At 37.4% G+C, this 15,915-nt stretch carries 18 protein-coding genes; 13 read left to right on the forward strand and 5 right to left on the reverse strand.

Annotated elements, in window-relative coordinates:
* Positions 1 to 24 precede the first annotated feature (24 nt).
* Positions 25 to 495: a nucleoside deaminase gene (locus tag MKY09_RS00640; RefSeq protein ID WP_340886267.1), complete on the forward strand. Its 471-nt coding sequence runs from the start codon at positions 25 to 27 to the stop codon at positions 493 to 495.
* 152 nt (positions 496 to 647) lie between these two features.
* Here the strand turns inward: MKY09_RS00640 and MKY09_RS00645 are convergent, their stop codons facing one another.
* Both MKY09_RS00645 and MKY09_RS00650 read right to left on the reverse strand, forming a co-directional pair.
* The gene (locus MKY09_RS00645) at positions 648 to 986 is read right to left on the reverse strand and encodes a DUF5412 domain-containing protein (RefSeq protein ID WP_340886948.1); all 339 of its coding nucleotides are present in this window, start codon (positions 984 to 986) and stop codon (positions 648 to 650) included.
* 215 nt (positions 987 to 1,201) lie between these two features.
* Positions 1,202 to 2,557, reverse strand: a complete 1,356-nt coding sequence (locus tag MKY09_RS00650) for a M48 family metalloprotease (protein WP_340886270.1) — start codon at positions 2,555 to 2,557, stop codon at positions 1,202 to 1,204.
* A gap of 121 nt (positions 2,558 to 2,678) precedes the next feature.
* On the opposite strand from MKY09_RS00650, the gene MKY09_RS00655 reads away from it, so the two are divergent.
* From MKY09_RS00655 to MKY09_RS00670, 4 genes are all read left to right on the forward strand, one after another.
* On the forward strand, positions 2,679 to 3,506 hold the full coding sequence (locus MKY09_RS00655) for an ABC transporter permease (RefSeq protein ID WP_169359313.1): 828 nt from the start codon (positions 2,679 to 2,681) through the stop codon (positions 3,504 to 3,506).
* Positions 3,507 to 3,511: 5 nt separating this feature from the next.
* Positions 3,512 to 4,291: an ABC transporter ATP-binding protein gene (locus MKY09_RS00660; RefSeq protein WP_298469777.1), complete on the forward strand. Its 780-nt coding sequence runs from the start codon at positions 3,512 to 3,514 to the stop codon at positions 4,289 to 4,291.
* Positions 4,292 to 4,303: 12 nt separating this feature from the next.
* Complete coding sequence (locus MKY09_RS00665; RefSeq protein WP_340886273.1) at positions 4,304 to 5,383, forward strand: ABC transporter substrate-binding protein; 1,080 nt, start codon at positions 4,304 to 4,306, stop codon at positions 5,381 to 5,383.
* 211 nt (positions 5,384 to 5,594) lie between these two features.
* A complete protein-coding gene (locus MKY09_RS00670) occupies positions 5,595 to 6,047 on the forward strand; it encodes a YaiI/YqxD family protein (RefSeq protein WP_340886274.1) in 453 nt (150 codons plus the stop codon).
* On the opposite strand, the gene MKY09_RS00675 is transcribed toward MKY09_RS00670, so the two are convergent.
* Positions 6,044 to 6,910, reverse strand: coding sequence for a glycerophosphodiester phosphodiesterase family protein (locus MKY09_RS00675; RefSeq protein WP_342567342.1), 867 nt, complete (start codon positions 6,908 to 6,910; stop codon positions 6,044 to 6,046). The two genes, MKY09_RS00670 and MKY09_RS00675, sit on opposite strands and share 4 nt — an antisense overlap.
* 221 nt (positions 6,911 to 7,131) lie before the next feature.
* Here MKY09_RS00675 and ugpC point away from each other — a divergent pair, with 221 nt between their 5' ends.
* The 4 genes from ugpC to MKY09_RS00695 are packed head-to-tail and all read left to right on the forward strand — an operon-like array spanning position 7,132 to position 11,399.
* A complete protein-coding gene (gene ugpC, locus MKY09_RS00680) occupies positions 7,132 to 8,262 on the forward strand; it encodes a sn-glycerol-3-phosphate ABC transporter ATP-binding protein UgpC (protein WP_251555410.1) in 1,131 nt (376 codons plus the stop codon).
* Positions 8,259 to 9,194, forward strand: a complete 936-nt coding sequence (locus MKY09_RS00685; RefSeq protein WP_298469768.1) for a sugar ABC transporter permease — start codon at positions 8,259 to 8,261, stop codon at positions 9,192 to 9,194. The genes ugpC and MKY09_RS00685 overlap by 4 nt, the downstream gene beginning before the upstream one ends.
* On the forward strand, positions 9,191 to 10,003 hold the full coding sequence (locus tag MKY09_RS00690) for a carbohydrate ABC transporter permease (protein ID WP_251555407.1): 813 nt from the start codon (positions 9,191 to 9,193) through the stop codon (positions 10,001 to 10,003). The genes MKY09_RS00685 and MKY09_RS00690 overlap by 4 nt, the downstream gene beginning before the upstream one ends.
* Before the next feature lie 34 nt (positions 10,004 to 10,037).
* On the forward strand, positions 10,038 to 11,399 hold the full coding sequence (locus MKY09_RS00695) for an ABC transporter substrate-binding protein (RefSeq protein ID WP_342567343.1): 1,362 nt from the start codon (positions 10,038 to 10,040) through the stop codon (positions 11,397 to 11,399).
* A 93-nt stretch (positions 11,400 to 11,492) separates the two neighbouring features.
* Here MKY09_RS00695 and MKY09_RS00700 read toward each other — a convergent pair whose 3' ends face one another.
* The gene (locus tag MKY09_RS00700; protein ID WP_340886288.1) at positions 11,493 to 11,966 is read right to left on the reverse strand and encodes a hypothetical protein; all 474 of its coding nucleotides are present in this window, start codon (positions 11,964 to 11,966) and stop codon (positions 11,493 to 11,495) included.
* Positions 11,967 to 12,830: 864 nt separating this feature from the next.
* On the opposite strand from MKY09_RS00700, the gene MKY09_RS00705 reads away from it, so the two are divergent.
* Together MKY09_RS00705 and MKY09_RS00710 are read left to right on the forward strand one after the other, a co-directional pair.
* Positions 12,831 to 13,775, forward strand: coding sequence for a rhodanese-related sulfurtransferase (locus tag MKY09_RS00705; RefSeq protein WP_340886292.1), 945 nt, complete (start codon positions 12,831 to 12,833; stop codon positions 13,773 to 13,775).
* A gap of 213 nt (positions 13,776 to 13,988) precedes the next feature.
* On the forward strand, positions 13,989 to 14,426 hold the full coding sequence (locus MKY09_RS00710; RefSeq protein ID WP_340886295.1) for a GNAT family N-acetyltransferase: 438 nt from the start codon (positions 13,989 to 13,991) through the stop codon (positions 14,424 to 14,426).
* Positions 14,427 to 14,484: 58 nt separating this feature from the next.
* On the opposite strand, the gene MKY09_RS00715 is transcribed toward MKY09_RS00710, so the two are convergent.
* Positions 14,485 to 14,697, reverse strand: a complete 213-nt coding sequence (locus MKY09_RS00715; protein ID WP_169359300.1) for a hypothetical protein — start codon at positions 14,695 to 14,697, stop codon at positions 14,485 to 14,487.
* A 202-nt stretch (positions 14,698 to 14,899) separates the two neighbouring features.
* Here MKY09_RS00715 and MKY09_RS00720 point away from each other — a divergent pair, with 202 nt between their 5' ends.
* Together MKY09_RS00720 and MKY09_RS00725 are read left to right on the forward strand one after the other, a co-directional pair.
* On the forward strand, positions 14,900 to 15,544 hold the full coding sequence (locus MKY09_RS00720; protein WP_169359299.1) for an FMN-dependent NADH-azoreductase: 645 nt from the start codon (positions 14,900 to 14,902) through the stop codon (positions 15,542 to 15,544).
* 9 nt (positions 15,545 to 15,553) lie between these two features.
* Positions 15,554 to 15,715 (forward strand): hypothetical protein, encoded by a 162-nt coding sequence (locus MKY09_RS00725; RefSeq protein WP_340886298.1) that lies wholly within the window; start codon positions 15,554 to 15,556, stop codon positions 15,713 to 15,715.
* Positions 15,716 to 15,915: the final 200 nt, after the last annotated feature.

A 15,915-nucleotide genomic window follows, 5' to 3' on the forward strand; every position in this document is an offset into this window, starting at 1 on the left:
GGACTTGGATCATATTTTTTAGAGATGGCGTTAGGGGAAGCGGAAAAAGCATTAGAGGAAAATACTTATCCAGTTGGAGCAGTTATTGTGGATGAGCATTTTAATCTCGTTGCTAAAGGTAGAAATAGAGTACATCCTAGTCAGGATATTACGGCACATGCAGAAATGGATGCGATAAGAAATGCTGGGACTGTAATGTTTGATGCTAAAATTAAACACAAGAAATTTACGCTTTATAGCTCCCTCGAGCCTTGTCCAATGTGTACAGGAGGAATACTATTTGCTAAAATTCAGCGTGTCGTTTGGTTATTAAACGATGATCATGGTTTTGGAGGATATAAAAGACTGAAAGATGCCTCCGTCTTCCTAGAAAAATTTGACCGTATCGAAGTAATGGAAGAACCTTTTGAGGATTTAAAGAATAGACAGAAGGAATTAATGATTAGCTGGGAGACAAATGCAAATAATGTAACATCATTGCGTAATAGGCAATAAGACGAAAAATATGCATAGTAAATGGTAGATTTTTCTGGGTAAGTGATTGATTGGTAAAGTAAATATAGTCTATAAATACTCAAATATATAGAAGGAAAGCTCGCGGAATTTCATCTTCGCGAGCTTTTTTATGATTAGAGAAAAAAAGATTATTATTGTCTTCTAAAATCAAATTTTTCCTTTGTAACATCTAATGTATGACCGTTAATTATTACTGTATTATTATCTGTCCAAGAAATATTTGCGCTTTCTTCTCGATAGTTCCAATAGATGTTTTTAGTTTTATTATCTTTATCATTAAATACCAGCTCGCCACGAACAGAATATGACGTAGTTGCGCCTCCGTTCGTAACATATGCTTTTAATGTGTACTTTCCATTAGGTGAAGTCTCTTCTATAAGATATTCTCCTGTTGGTAACCTATTCATATCAAAAAAAGCCCAATATACTCCGTAGCCGACAAGTCCGACGATTAACAAGCTTCCAATGATGAAGACCTTTAATAGTCTATTTAATTTATTTTTATTGTCATTTAGAGTTGGTTCATTGTATTCCAAATCTTATTACTTCCCCTCATTGGAACTATTAAAAAATAGACTATGCTAATTAATCAAAAAGTAGAATTGATTTCCGCACCAGCTTGACGCTTACCGCGACGGGAGTGACCTGTCCAAAACTAGGAGAGGATAGATTTAAAATAGGTATTTCAATTTACTGGTTGAAGTAGACTATTCAATGTCTGTTCGAACTGCCCACTAGGAACACCTAGAATATTATTTCCCGAGTAACCTTCGGGATCAACTATGGCCGGATCTGCCCCATACTCATACAATAGAGCTGTCAATTCGTAATTCTCATGATAAAAGGTGGCGGTCAAAGCGTTGGAATAGAGATCCTTTGTATTAGGGTCTGCCCCAGCCTCAAGTAAAATTTCTGCCATCATAATGTCATTTAAATATACTGCTTGATGTAAAGCAGTTGCCCCCTCTGTGTCTTTTTCTTCTAAATTTACCCCGCTAGCTATAAGCTCTCGCACCTTCGTATAGTCTCCATCCACGACTGCATTCATTAATGGAGTGTAATTGTAAGTGTCTTGGTCTGAAGGTGAAGAGCCTGTCTCTAGTGTTGACTCCTCCGAAGTTAAAGTATTTAACGCGGATTCATCCTCTAGCAAGTCATCAGGAAAAATGCTTGCATAGGTAAGAGAGCCTGCCAGGACTATTCCTATAATCCCTAAATAACCAATGAATAAAATACCAAATAATGCGCCTAAACCAAGAGCGATTTTATTAGCATTCGTATAGTAGGTAGGAGTCCCTTCTACTTGCATAAAATGACCGACTGCTTGGACTCTTTTAGGAGTGGGTGGGTGGGAGGATAAGACCTCACCAAGCCATGTGAAAACATTGGACTCTGTGGAAATTTGCTCTAAATAGGCATCCTCATTTACCTCTTTATATAGTTCCTTCCCAATACTTAAAATTGTTAGGCCACGCTTAGCAGCTGCACCATCTCTAATGAAGTAAGCTGCTTGACGATCACATGTATATTCACATGCACGACTATACGCCTGGGAAAGGAACGGCACTAAACGAGCGGGTGTAATTAATATATTTTTCCAAATGTGATTTCGTTTAATATGTGTAAGCTCGTGAGCTATGATGAAATCTAGCTCTGCATCGCCTTGCTCCCTAGCAAGCTCAAATACCTCTGAATAGAGCACAACCATATTCTTTCCTAAAAACCGGGTTGCAAAAGCGTTAAAAGCACCTTCGGAGTGAACTACAAATATATCTGGTACTTTTTTTAAATTCATATCTTCAGACATACGAGTTATTCGTTCATAGACATCTGGAAACTGCCTTTGGCTAACTCTGATACCATTTGATCGAATATAGCTAAGATTCATAAGATGTGCATATGTACTGATAAAAAATAAAACAAGAATGATTGCGATCCCAAAAATACTAGCTATAGCTATAACGTAAATTAATAAACTAAATAGGATGCTTAAAATAAAATATGGCATTTCTTTTGTGGATCTTAATTGTTTGTCTGTCATATTAACCCCCTCTTTCTTATTTTAAAATTACCAAAATCTACATTTTAAGTCAATTTCAATGTAGGTGTGGTCACACATTTTCCCCATTCGACATATTATTTTTAGAAAGAGGTGGTGAAAGATGCGCGATGAAAATGGGCTCGTGGATAGCGACTACGATCCCTATGAAACGGAACAAAAGGAATGGAAAAAGCAACAACTAAAAGAACGTGGTAAGCAGCTTTTAACAATTACTTCACCAATACTCATCTTAATCTTGTGGGAGGTCTTCTCACGAACGGGCATTTTAGATATACGCTTTTTCCCTCCTCCTACTGCAATAGTTTCGACATTTTTTGAGCTTGCTACAAGTGGGTTACTATGGACTCATGTATCAGTCTCTCTTTACCGAATTGCAATGGGTTTCCTACTCGGTGTAATTCCAGGTGTAATCATAGGGCTGTTAATGGGATTGTATGCTCCTATTCGACACTTTATATCCCCTATAGTAATGGCATTTATGCCGATTCCAACATTAGCTTTAATGCCAATCATCATTATCCTTTTTGGTATTGGAGATTTTTCAAAGGTAGTTACTATTGCTGGGAGTGTATTTTTTCCTGTCGTTATTAATACAGTGGCTGGTGTTTTGAACATAGATAGGGTACATCTAGATGTAGCCAAAAACTATGGTGCAAGTCCAAAGGATTTCTTTTTGAAAATTGCTTTCCCGGGTGCCTTGCCAGTTATGCTAGAAGGTATTCAAATGGGGCAGGCAATAGCTTTGTTAACAATCGTTGCCGCAGAAATGATGGGGGCAACCTCTGGTATCGGTTATTTAATCTGGACCTCTTATAAGGCATTCATGTTGAAGGAAATGTTCGTTGGTTTAGTGCTCATTTCTTTTTTTGGGTTTCTTTTTTCCCTTCTCCTACGTGGACTGCAAAAGAGAATTGTCCCATGGAGGTGAGTTAAATGAGCGGAAAAGTTAAAATTTCCATTGATAATCTTACGAAGATTTTCTATAAAAAAAGTAATAGTGTTACAGCTATAAAGGATATTTCTCTGCAGGTAGAGGAAGGAGAATTTATCTGTCTAGTTGGACCAAGTGGATGTGGAAAGACAACTCTTTTACGCATCCTTGCGGGACTAGAAACTCCGAGCTCTGGCTCCTTTTTAATTGCATCGGAAGCAGGGGAACGTCCGCTACAGTCTATGGTGTTTCAAGAAAAAGGGGTTATTCCTTGGCTGACCGTTGAAGAGAATGTTGCTTTTGGTTTAAAAATGAGGCACCTTCCAAAGGAATACGTTAAAAAGCAAACCGACTACTACTTAAAAAAGGTAGGTTTAAGTAAGTTTTCTTCGCTTTATCCAAAAGAGCTTTCTGGAGGGATGAAGCAACGGATTAGTATTGCTAGGGCTTTTGCCAATGATCCAGAAATTTTGTTAATGGATGAGCCATTTGCTGCCTTGGATGAACAAAACAAATTCATATTGCAGGAAGAGTTACTATCAATTTGGTCCGAAAACAAAAAGACCGTTTTATTTATCACTCATAGTATTGATGAGGCTTTGTTGCTGAGTGACCGTATCGTGTTATTGAGCTCTCATCCAGGTGAGATTGTAAGTGAGATAAAAGTTCCATTGCCAAGACCCCGTACAATGGAGCAGGTTAGGGCAAATGCAGAAATGGCGGAACAGTTTATAACGATTTGGAATCATTTACAGCAAGAAGTTCAAAAATCGAGAAAATAAAGGAGGAAAGTTGTGAAGAAACGCTGGTTCATACTATTTGCATCTATTGTTCTTTTACTAGGTGCTTGTAGTCCAAAAGAAGAAGGAACTGACAATGTAAATGATGAAGTAAGTAAGGATAACCCTTCTGGAGACTTGGCACCGCTAAATAAGAAAGTAAAAGTAATTATAGCGGAAGACGGGGCTGCCTCTGGAGCAGGTTTTTACATTGCAAAAGAAAAAGGTTATTTTGAGGACTACAATATTGAAGTAGAGTTTGCGCAATTTGCAAATAGTGATGAAATGCTTCCTGCACTTGCTTCGGGAGACGTGGATATTGCCGGTGGGGTTTCAACTGCTTCATTTTTTAATGCCATTGCCCAAGGGATTGACGTAAAAATTATTGCAGACAAGGGACACAATGTGCCAGGTAAGTCGTATTTCTCATTCGTCATTGGAAACCACATGAAGGATGTCATCAAGGAGTATAAGGATTTTGAAGGAAAGCGTATTGCTGTTTCCTCTAAAAACTCGATTGATGAATTTATCTTTTTAGAAATGCTGAAGCATGCAGGATTAACACCTGAGGATGTAGAGTTTGTATTACTTGGAGACTTTGGAAGCATGCTAGGGGCGATTGAAAATGGTTCGATAGATGCCGCACTTCAAATTGAACCACTAATCGCCCAAGGGATTGAAAACGGATTTCATGAGCGCTTTGGAGACGCTACGGATTATGCACCGGAATCTCAAATCGCGATGGTTTTAGGTTCTCCTCAATTTATGAGTGAGGAACAAGATGTTTCGCTCCGATTCATGGCGGCCTATTTAAAGGGTGTCCGGGATTATAATGATGCATTTATAAAGGGTGAAGGAAAAGCTGAAATCATTGAAATTATGACAAAGTATACTTCACTAAAAGATCCAGTGTTATGGGAAAAAGTATTTGTTACAGGCTTAGATCCTAATGGAAAAATGTTTTTAGATGACGTGTTAAAGCAATATGACGTATATAAAGAAAATGGAGCAATTAGCGGTGACGTTGACTTTGATAAAGCGGTGGATACATCTATAACAGAAAAAGCAGTGGAGATATTAGGTGAATATAAGTAAAGATTCAATATAAAAGGTATGGAAGAATATATCCATGCCTTTTGATTTATATAATAATTGGAAACTTTTAAAAACTAATTGCCAAATACAACTAAATTATTCATTTTGATAACTGCGTGGTAAAAAAGCCTTTGTATTGCAACCTCCTACATTCATAAAAATATTCTTTTAGTATACAATGTAGGATATATAGCTGATAGGGGTGCTCAAAATGGTGAATGTACTAGTAGATGCGGACGGCTGTCCTGTCGTGGATTTAACGATTGATATCGCAAAACAGTTCGATTTGAAGGTAACGTTGTTATGCGACACTGCACATTATATGCAGAGGGAAGGTGCTGAAACAGTCATGGTTTCGAAAGGCGCGGATGCTGTAGACTTTGTGCTCGTTAATAAAGTGAATAAGGGCGACATTGTTGTCACCCAGGATTATGGTCTTGCAGCCATGGTTTTAGCTAAGCGAGGCTATGCAATAGACCAAAATGGAAGATGGTATACACCAGAGAATATAGACCAGCTATTAGAGAGTAGACATATATCCAAAAAAATAAGACAAGCAGGTGGCCGAATGAAGGGACCACGAAAACGTCAAAAAGAAGACAATGAGAAATATGAAATTCATTTTAAAAGACTTTGTGAAAAAGTTTTGAAGCAACAGATTTAATTTTGTGTACGATCTATTATTTCTAAAGCAACGTTAGGAGCATCTGCGAATATACCATCAGCCTTGTAGAGCAAGGCTTTTTTTATATCTGCTTCTCCTATCAAGGAAAACAGGTGTACCTTCAACCCATTTTCATGTGCTTCATGGACAAAGGTTCCATCTACAGCATTCACGTTGACGCCAATTCCACTTGCATAGGTTTTTAGGCTTTTCATTTCCTGGTTGGTAAATTTAGCCTCCTCTTTATTACCGAGCAGTTGGATAAGGGGGATGCTTGGTTCAAGCTCATGAAATTCTATTAGGCTAGCACGGTTGAAGGATTGGACGATTACTTTTGGTACATCTTCTTCGTGATTTAATAAGTTATATTCTTCTAACAAAGCAAGCAATTCCTCCTCCATTTCCTCATATATTTTTGGGGATTTCATTTCAATGTAGTAGTTGACTCTATCTCCAAAATTATCAAATATTTCTCTTAATGTAGGAACTCGTGCCTTTTCAAATGCAGTATTGGCGAAATCTGGATATTTATCATTAAACCATTTCCCGGCATTCAACTTTTTTAATTCCTCTAATGTGTAATCTTTGACTAACCCTTCACCTTCAGTAGTGCGGTCTACTGTTTCATCATGCATAGCAACTAATACTCCATCTTTCGTCATTTGTAAGTCAATTTCAATATAAGTAGCTCCTAGCTGCTCAGCAACCTCATAAGCGACCATTGTATGCTCTGGTGCATAAGTAGATGCTCCTCTATGCGCGATGATAAAAAACTCTTCTGAAGCAATGGGCGTCACTTCTTTCCCTACACATCCACTAACAAACAAAACAAATATAAGTAGGATTATTTGATATTTACGCATAAGTTTATCCTCCAAGAACTGTAAACTTTTTGTATAAAATTAAATATTCTGTAAATATTGTAAATTTCTTTGATTTAGAATATTCTTTTTAGTAATATGGTGAAGAAAAGATTACATAGCTATGGAAAAATGGTAAAAAACATATTTTACTAGCTTCCATAGTAAAATCTATAAACTTGATGCCTAGGTAACATAATCGATTAGAGAATGGGGGAAATCTTTTGAAGCGAGTAGAGTTGATTGATATCTCTAAATCATACGACAAACAATCTAACGTTATTTCTAATATTAACGTAACGATTGAACCAGGGGAATTCTTTGTGCTTGTTGGTCCATCGGGGTGTGGAAAAAGTACAATGCTTCGTATGATTGCGGGATTAGAAGAGATAACAGGAGGAGTGCTCAAGATTGGTGAGCAGGAAGTGAATGATTTACCTCCAAGTAAGCGTGATTTATCTATGGTATTCCAGAACTATGCTTTATACCCGCATCTTTCGGTAGAAGAAAATATTCAATTTGGTCTGCATGTAAAAAAAATCTCTAAAGAAGAACGTAACAATCGAACAATAGAGGTTGCTCAAATGCTAGGGCTTTCTGATTACTTAAAACGTAAGCCAAGAGAACTTTCCGGTGGACAAAGACAACGAGTTGCTCTTGCCCGAGCTATTGTAAACCAAGCTCCAATTTGTCTAATGGACGAACCATTATCTAACTTAGATGCTAAGCTTCGTGCACACATGAGATCTGAAATTAGACAAATCCAGCGCAGACTTGGAATTACTATGATTTATGTAACGCATGATCAAATTGAGGCGATGACAATGGGTGATCGCATTATGATTCTACATGAAGGATCTATCCAACAGATAGGTAAACCAATTGATATTTATAATAATCCAGCCAATCCTTTTGTGGCTACCTTTATTGGTTCACCTCCTATGAATATTGCTGAAGGCATAGGAAGTAAAGAACAGCGTGCTATTGTGTTAAATGATTTAATTACTATTTCCGTACCAGATGAGGACGCACACTACCTGACAGACAAAGTTATTGTTGGTATTCGTCCGGAGCATATAAAAGCAGCGACTAAGGATTCGACCGCTGAGGAAAAGGTATTTGTAGAAATTGTAAATGTAGAAATTTTAGGAAATGAAACTGTATTTTCATTTACGTTGAATGATCAGCAATGGCAAGTGAAATGGAGCGGCCAATGGCAGATAGCTGTCGGTGATAAAATACCAGTCATCATGAACTATGATTCCTTTTGCTTCTTTGATAGCGTAACAAAGGAGATTATTAAAAAACCTTCTGATGTAGAAAACCATGTATTTGGTAAAGAGGTATTTGTATGACAGTAGTGAAATCAAATCATGTAACTGCTGTTAGGTCTAAGCAAAAGAAAGGTTTCTGGAAGCGCTCACTAAATGCCCGAACAGCTCTATTATATTTATTGCCATCTATTATCTTATTTTCCGTTTTTGTTTTTTATCCAATGTTTCGCACCATTTATTTAAGCTTTTTCTTAACCAACCAAGCAGGAGAGGCTGCAGTGTTTGTTGGTCTGGAAAACTATGCTTATTTGCTTGAATCGTCTGCTTTTCTAAACAGTATAAAGGCGACATTCCTATTTGTACTATATACAGTGCCTACTGGAATTATTATTGCGCTAGGCCTCGCATTACTTGCCAATGAAAAGCTAAGAGGAATTGGTTTCTTTCGTACAATCTATGCTTCCACTATGGGGGTTTCCGTAGCAGCTTCCTCCGTTGTGTGGCTATTCTTATTCCACCCAAGTATTGGGATGTTCAACAAAGTGCTTGCCATATTGAATCTTCCACAAGTCGAGTGGCTTCTAGATCCAACATGGGCTTTGCTGTCGGTGTCTTTAACAACGATTTGGTTGAACACTGGCTTCTGCTTCCTCATATTGCTAGGGGGACTACAAAATATTGATGAGCACTTATATGAAAGTGCTCGTATTGACGGAGCAAGCTATTGGTATCGTTTGAGAAGAATCACTATACCAATGCTCTCTCCCACCTTATTTTTTATTATTACCATCTCTCTCATCAATGCGTTTCAAACGTTTGGACAGGTGGATATCTTAACAAAGGGCGGGCCATCCCAATCCACTAACTTAATCGTGTATTCCATTTATCGAGAGGCCTTTGTTAACGCTCAATTTGGTACTGCAAGTGCTCAAGCAGTGTTCTTATTTATATGTATTTTACTCGTTACAATTTTACAGTTTAAGCTAGGGGAAAAGAAGGTGCATTACCAATGAGAATACTAAAGCGCTCCATCGTGTATTTTTTATTAATCGTTACTGCACTGATTATGTTTTTCCCGATTATCTATGCCTTGATGGTGAGCTTCATGACGGGAGGCGAAATTTTACAAGGAAAATTCTTGCCTTCTTCTTTTAGCTTTGATAATTATGTGAAGGTGTTTGATCGATTGCCTCTATTAAACTATTTGATTAACAGTTTCATTGTTTCGTTCGGGGTTATGCTTGGACAGCTGGTCGTATGTAGTTTAGCGGCCTATGCCTTTGTCTTTATCCCATTCAAAGGAAGGGACTTTGTATTTTTCCTTTTTATCTCCACGATGATGATTCCATGGGAAGCAACAATGATTCCCAATTTCTTTACCATTCAAAATCTAAACTGGCTTAACACATACCAAGGGATGACACTACCGTTTTTTGCCTTAGCCTTCGGGACATTTTTACTTAGACAGCATTTCAAAACAATACCGAAGGAGCTGCATGAGGCATCTCAGATTGCAGGGCTCAGTAGATTTGCGTTTTTTGTTCGTGTCATCTTGCCGGTTTCTAAAACTAGTTTAGTAACATTAGGAGCATATGGTTTCTTAACGACTTGGAATATGTACCTTTGGCCTTTATTGGTTACAACCAACAATTCCGTAAGAACCGTACAAATTGGCTTGAAACAGCTCCAGTCACAAGAGGTTGCAACAGAATGGGGGGTGGTTATGGCAGGGGTAATCGTTGTTATTATTCCAACACTACTACTATTGTTTTTAGGTCAAAAGCAATTGCAAAAAGGGTTAACGCAAGGGGCTCTAAAATAACAGTTGTTCCAAACTAAAAAAAGAGGTGTATGACATGAGAAAGAAGTTTAAGTTTACATCGTTATTCATGATTTTGTTAGGTATTCTAGCATTAGCTGCATGTACAAATAGTGATGACAGTTCATCGACAGAACCTGTACAAAAAAGCGACGAGGATGTTGAAAAATCCGAAGAAGGTAAAACAGTCATCTCCTTTTGGCACGCGATGTCAGGTTCAGGGCAAACAGCTCTTGATAATATTGTCGCTGACTTTAATGCATCCCAGGATGATTACGAGGTAAAGGCAGAATTCCAAGGATCATATGAAGAATCGTTAACTAAGCTTCGTAGTGTTGGAGGTACTGCAGACGCTCCGGCCATAACGCAGGTGTTTGAGGTAGGTACTAAATATATGATTGAAAGTGGATTTATCGAGCCAATGCAAAAGTTTATCGATGAAGATAACTATGACTTGTCTCAATTAGAGGAGAATATCTTAAATTATTATTCTCTTGATGGAGAGCTATATTCTATGCCATTTAACTCCTCTACGCCAGTAATGCTATACAACAAGGATGCATTTAAAGCAGCCGGCTTGGATCCTGAGAACCCTCCTAAAACGTTCCAGGAGATAATTGATGCAGCAGCTAAGCTTAAAACAGATGAGATGAAAGGCTTTTCTATGCTAACATACGGCTGGTTCTTCGAGCAGCTAGTAGCCACACAAGGTGGACTTTATGTAAATGAAGATAACGGTCGTGCTGGTGACGCGACAGAAGCGGTTTTTAATGGAGAAGAAGGTCAACGCGTGTTTGAATTCTTAAATACTATGAACGAGGCTGGTACATTTGGTAACTTCGGAACGAACTGGGATGACATTCGTGCAGCTTTCCAATCAGGGAAGGTAGCTATGTATATGGATTCCTCCGCAGGTGTACGAGGAATTATTGATAATGCACCATTTGAAGTGGGCGCTGCATACATTCCTTATGCAGACGAAGTAGATCGTAAAGGCGTTGTAATTGGAGGAGCCTCTCTATGGATGTCTAAAGGAATTGCTGAAATTGAGCAAAAAGCAGCTTGGGAGTTCATGAAGTATTTAACTACTCCGGAAGTTCAAGCTAAATGGCATTTAGATACAGGATACTTTGCGATTAACCCATCTGCATATGAAGCAGACATTGTTAAAGAAGCATGGGAAGAGATGCCACAGTTAAAAGTAACAGTAGAACAGCTACAAAGCACAGAGCCATCTATCGCTACTCAGGGTGCCTTAATATCGGTGTTCCCAGAATCTCGTCAGCAAATCGTGACGGCGTTGGAGAATTTATATCAAGGGATGGACCCTAAAGAAGCGTTAGATGCAGCGGCAGAAGGAACTAACCGCGCAATCGAGATTGCTAATAGAACAAAATAATAAAACAAGTAGAGAGCTTAGGCTTTCTGCTTGTTTTTTAAGTAATTTAAAGAAAGGATACAGGGCGGTTAATTATGAATCTCCGAGCTTACTTTAATATCTAGCTAAATCTCCAAATGCAGAAGTAAACTCCTTTCTTATCTGAATAATGAATTTTATAGGTTCTTCAGTATTATCTTTAGTACTTAAATTCTTGCGTTCCTTTCCTTCATACCAAAATCTCTTACCATTAGAGGTCTTTTTAAGCTCTTCGTCACCGTCAAAGTAAATTTCGAAACCTCTTTCCTTATAATAATCATGTACTTCTTTTTCGCTAAGTTCAGAATATAACTTTTTGTAGACAACGACAGTTGGTCGTCCCCCACTCCCCCATGGTCCTCCACCATACGCAACTCCAAAGTCAAATCCACGATCAAGCTCTTTTGTCTTAGGAGGTAGAGGAGTAGAAAAGACTTTGTTTGCAAATTCTTCTGCGTTCTTTTTGTCTTGGCTAAAAAAAGATACAGCCAAACATACAATGGCGAAAAAAGTTAATAAGATCATCAAAATCTTAAATTTATTATTCAAAGAAATTCTCCTATCTTAATGCACATTACTGTTTTTCAAAAAGAAAAAACTTTTTCGTTTTCGCGTTCTTGCATTAAGTTTGTTTTTCGTCTCTATCTTCTATATATCTTTCGTACGCTTCTTTTACCTTGTCATTGATTGGCGGGTACTACTTGTTTATGAATCTCTTTAAATAAAATAAATGAGCTGAAAATGACCCACGCAACAATTGGACATATATGATTTATATTCAAAAAGGACTGAGAATAGTTAGAAAACCTAAAACCCAGGTCAAAACTGTCTAGTCTCGAATCATATTGTTTTGTTGTTAAATCTTTTTATTGCGCTTGCTAAAATGGCAATTAGAAAAACAATAACACTATTTATTAGTAGATAGTATGCTACTTGAAGACCGTAAAATATTGCAAAAGGATCATTAATAACAAATACGGTTATTGCACCACCGATGGAGCCAAACAAAACCCCTAGATATAATATAGTAAAAGCGGAGTAATATAGACTTTTCTTTTTTCTGTAAGTTAGAAATCCAATAATATTGGCAGCAACGATAAAAAAGACTAAAAGTATTATGAAAAAACTATCCATGTAAACCCCCGTCAGTAAATTTATTTATCATCACAACTAAAATATTGTTTGCGATGATCATTACTAGTTCAAGTGTAACATTTTACAAACAATTCCATATAAAGAAAAATAAAACCTTAAAGTTATAAGTGGAAAATGGCTTTCCTGTTAGACTTATCAGACATTAAAACTCTTTGAATTATTTCGTGATTATTTTTTGACAAAACTAACTATTTAACTTCTCCCTTTAAATTTGTTATGATAAATTGATGGACAAAATTTGAAAAGGTGGAGTAAAAAATGGACACAAATGCATACAGAGTATTACTTTACTACAAATATGTCCCGATTGAAGATCCAGTAACATTTGCACAAGAACATCTTGCTGCATGTAAGGAACTTGGGTTAAAAGGGCGTATTTTAGTATCGAATGAAGGTATAAACGGAACTTGTTCCGGAACAATTGAACAAACAGACGCATACATGGACATGATGAAAGCAGACGAACGTTTTGCTGACATGGTGTTTAAAATAGATGAAGCGGAAGGACATGCATTTAAGAAAATGCACGTTCGCCCTAAGCGTGAAATTGTTCACTTAGGATTAGAGGAAGATATCAATCCTAATGAATTAACAGGTAAATACCTGTCTCCAAAAGAATTTTATGAGCAAATGCAAGCCGAAGACACAATAGTTATCGATGCTCGTAACGATTATGAATTTGACTTAGGTCATTTCCGCGGAGCAATCCGTCCAGATATCAAAAACTTCCGTGATCTTCCTGAATGGATTCACGATAATAAAGAGCTTTTTGAAGGTAAAAAGGTATTAACGTATTGCACAGGCGGAATTCGCTGTGAAAAATTCTCTGGTTGGTTAGTTAGAGAAGGATTCGAAGATGTTGCTCAACTGCACGGAGGTATTGCTACCTATGGTAAAGACCCAGAAGTTCGTGGTCAGCTATGGGACGGTCAAATGTACGTATTTGATGAGCGTATTGCTGTTCCGATTAACCAAGTAGAGCATGTGGTTGTAGGGAAAGATCATTTCACTGGAGAGCCTTGTGAACGTTATGTAAACTGTGCAAATCCGGACTGTAATGACAAAATTCTATGTTCGGAAGAAAATGAACATAAGTATCTTCGCAGCTGTTCACACGAATGTCGTGTACACCCGCGTAATCGCTATATTGTAGAACATAAATTGACGGATGAAGAAGTAGAAGCAAGATTAGCTGCTATCTAATTTCGTTTGCTAAAGGACTGTGCTTTTAAGCGCAGTCTTTTTTTACTTTTTTTAAGACGAGCCTGCATCAGAAAATAAGATTTAATGGGTACGTGAATGATGACATTCTATTTGTGGAAGGATAGAAATATATTGATGTAATAGAGGTTATTCGCTTCTGTATATCGAAAGTTACTAGGAGTTCGTTTTTACAAATAGAATGGAGGAGCGTATATGGCAATCGAAGTAAGAAGAATTTCTGATTTGAATGAGGTCGACGTATCCAAGCTAATTCAAGAAAGCGAAAAAGAAGGGTACCGTTTTGTATCCAGGCTAGCTACTGAGTATGAGGACGGTACAAACAGGTTTAGTGAGCAAGGGGAGGCACTATATGGTGCTTGGAATGAAGGAGAGCTAGTGGCAATTGGAGGCTTAAATCGAGATGTTTTAGGAGCAGATTCTGCTAGATTGCATCGTTTTTATACGTTGCCTGATTATCGAAGAAAAGGAATCGGCAGTGAACTTTTTAAAGCAATTTTAGAGGATGCTAAAGGTCAGTTCAACGAAATCACGACTAAAACCGAATCCATGAAAGCGGATGCTTTTTATCGGGCAAACGGCTTTATATTTGACCGCAGATCTCCTGACACCACTCATGTAATAGGACTTTAAACAACAATTCTATAAGGTGCTCTTTGTGAAGTTATTTACAAGGAGCACCTTTTTATATTCAATTCTTAGGTTCCTCTAGATGCTTTTCTTCTCGCATAGCTTTTCGCTCCAAAAGCATAAAAGCCTCGTTTTCTAAACGCAAAAGTTCTATCTCTAATTCCTTTTGTTTATGCTGCTGTTGTTTCACTGTTACGTAGCCACCCATAGCGATTAAACTCAGCAAGGATAAGCCAATAGTTGAAAAAATAAAGATAGCAATAATATCCTCCAAGAAATGCACCTCCCTTTATATAAATAGTATAACAAATACATTAATAGTTAAAGTTTCCAAGGATAAGAAAAACATAGAAGCAAATAACTAACAGGAGCTAACCTTTTGACAGTCTTCTTATATTAATATAATATAAGGAAGTCTCGAATTTGAGATAAATAAAAATATAAAAATATATGGATATTATAGAGGAGTTATAAAAATGAACGTATTAGTAGTAAAAGCAAATAACCGACCAGCAACAGAAGCGATTTCAAGTAAAATGTATGAAACTTTCATGGCTGAACTTGAAGGTAAAGATGTAAACGTAACAGTTTATGATGTATATGAAGAGGATACTCCATACTTCGGACAAGACCTTTTCAATGCTTTCGGTAAAGTACAAACTGGTGGAGAGTTGACGGACGTTGAATCTCGCTTATTAGCAGCTAAACAAAAAGCAATGGATCTATTAACTGCTGCAGATGTTGTAGTATTTGCATTCCCATTATGGAATCTAACAATCCCTGCTAAATTACAAACTTTTATTGATTATGTATATGCTGCAGGCTTTGCATTTAAATATGATGCACAAGGCAACATGGTTCAATTAATGACAGATAAAAAAGCAATCTTCTTAAACGCTCGTGGTGGAATTTATTCTACACCTGAGGCAGCGCCAATGGAAATGGCTGTAAACTATATGCGTGCAGTATTTGGTGGAGTATTCGGTATGCAAATCATTGATGAAGTAATTATTGAAGGTCACAATGCTATGCCTGCTAAAGCACAAGAAATTATCTCAGCAGGTATGGAAGAAGTAAAAGCTTCTGCTCAACGCTTAGTAGAGTTAACAGTAAAAGGATAATAAACATATTTGGAACCGGCAAGATCCTCAGAGATCTTGTCGGCTTTTTTTGTTGGAATGAGTCCTGTTTGCGGAAGAATGGTAAGTGTGAAGGGCTCCGTAGTTATTGATAAGCATCAGGATTGGATCGGGATTGTCGTAAAACTTCAGTTAATTGTAGTAAAAGAATGAGGGATTGTAGTAAATGAATGCTTGATTGTAGTAAATCGAGTCAGGGAAATAAGCCTGGAAAGGGATTGTCGTAAAATTTCCAGTGATTGTAGTAAAAGAGTGAGGGATTGTAGTAAACGAAGCCTGGATTGTAGTAATTGAGGCGCGGATTGTCGTAAAACGACCCAAGATTATCCAGTAAAACAATGGATTAGCCAAAA

Origin of the sequence: Psychrobacillus sp. FSL K6-4046, assembly GCF_038624605.1 — a bacterium.
In the GTDB taxonomy this organism is placed as follows: Bacteria; Bacillota; Bacilli; order Bacillales_A; family Planococcaceae; genus Psychrobacillus.

Coding starts and splice junctions, on each gene's coding strand:
- MKY09_RS00640 (WP_340886267.1), top strand. CDS start 25: ATGGCGTTAGGGGAAGCGGAAAAAGCATTAGAGGAAAATACTTATCCA.
- MKY09_RS00650 (WP_340886270.1), bottom strand. CDS start 2,557: ATGACAGACAAACAATTAAGATCCACAAAAGAAATGCCATATTTTATT.
- MKY09_RS00655 (WP_169359313.1), top strand. CDS start 2,679: ATGCGCGATGAAAATGGGCTCGTGGATAGCGACTACGATCCCTATGAA.
- MKY09_RS00660 (WP_298469777.1), top strand. CDS start 3,512: ATGAGCGGAAAAGTTAAAATTTCCATTGATAATCTTACGAAGATTTTC.
- MKY09_RS00670 (WP_340886274.1), top strand. CDS start 5,595: ATGGTGAATGTACTAGTAGATGCGGACGGCTGTCCTGTCGTGGATTTA.
- MKY09_RS00675 (WP_342567342.1), bottom strand. CDS start 6,910: ATGCGTAAATATCAAATAATCCTACTTATATTTGTTTTGTTTGTTAGT.
- MKY09_RS00685 (WP_298469768.1), top strand. CDS start 8,259: ATGACAGTAGTGAAATCAAATCATGTAACTGCTGTTAGGTCTAAGCAA.
- MKY09_RS00690 (WP_251555407.1), top strand. CDS start 9,191: ATGAGAATACTAAAGCGCTCCATCGTGTATTTTTTATTAATCGTTACT.
- MKY09_RS00695 (WP_342567343.1), top strand. CDS start 10,038: ATGAGAAAGAAGTTTAAGTTTACATCGTTATTCATGATTTTGTTAGGT.
- MKY09_RS00705 (WP_340886292.1), top strand. CDS start 12,831: ATGGACACAAATGCATACAGAGTATTACTTTACTACAAATATGTCCCG.
- MKY09_RS00710 (WP_340886295.1), top strand. CDS start 13,989: ATGGCAATCGAAGTAAGAAGAATTTCTGATTTGAATGAGGTCGACGTA.
- MKY09_RS00720 (WP_169359299.1), top strand. CDS start 14,900: ATGAACGTATTAGTAGTAAAAGCAAATAACCGACCAGCAACAGAAGCG.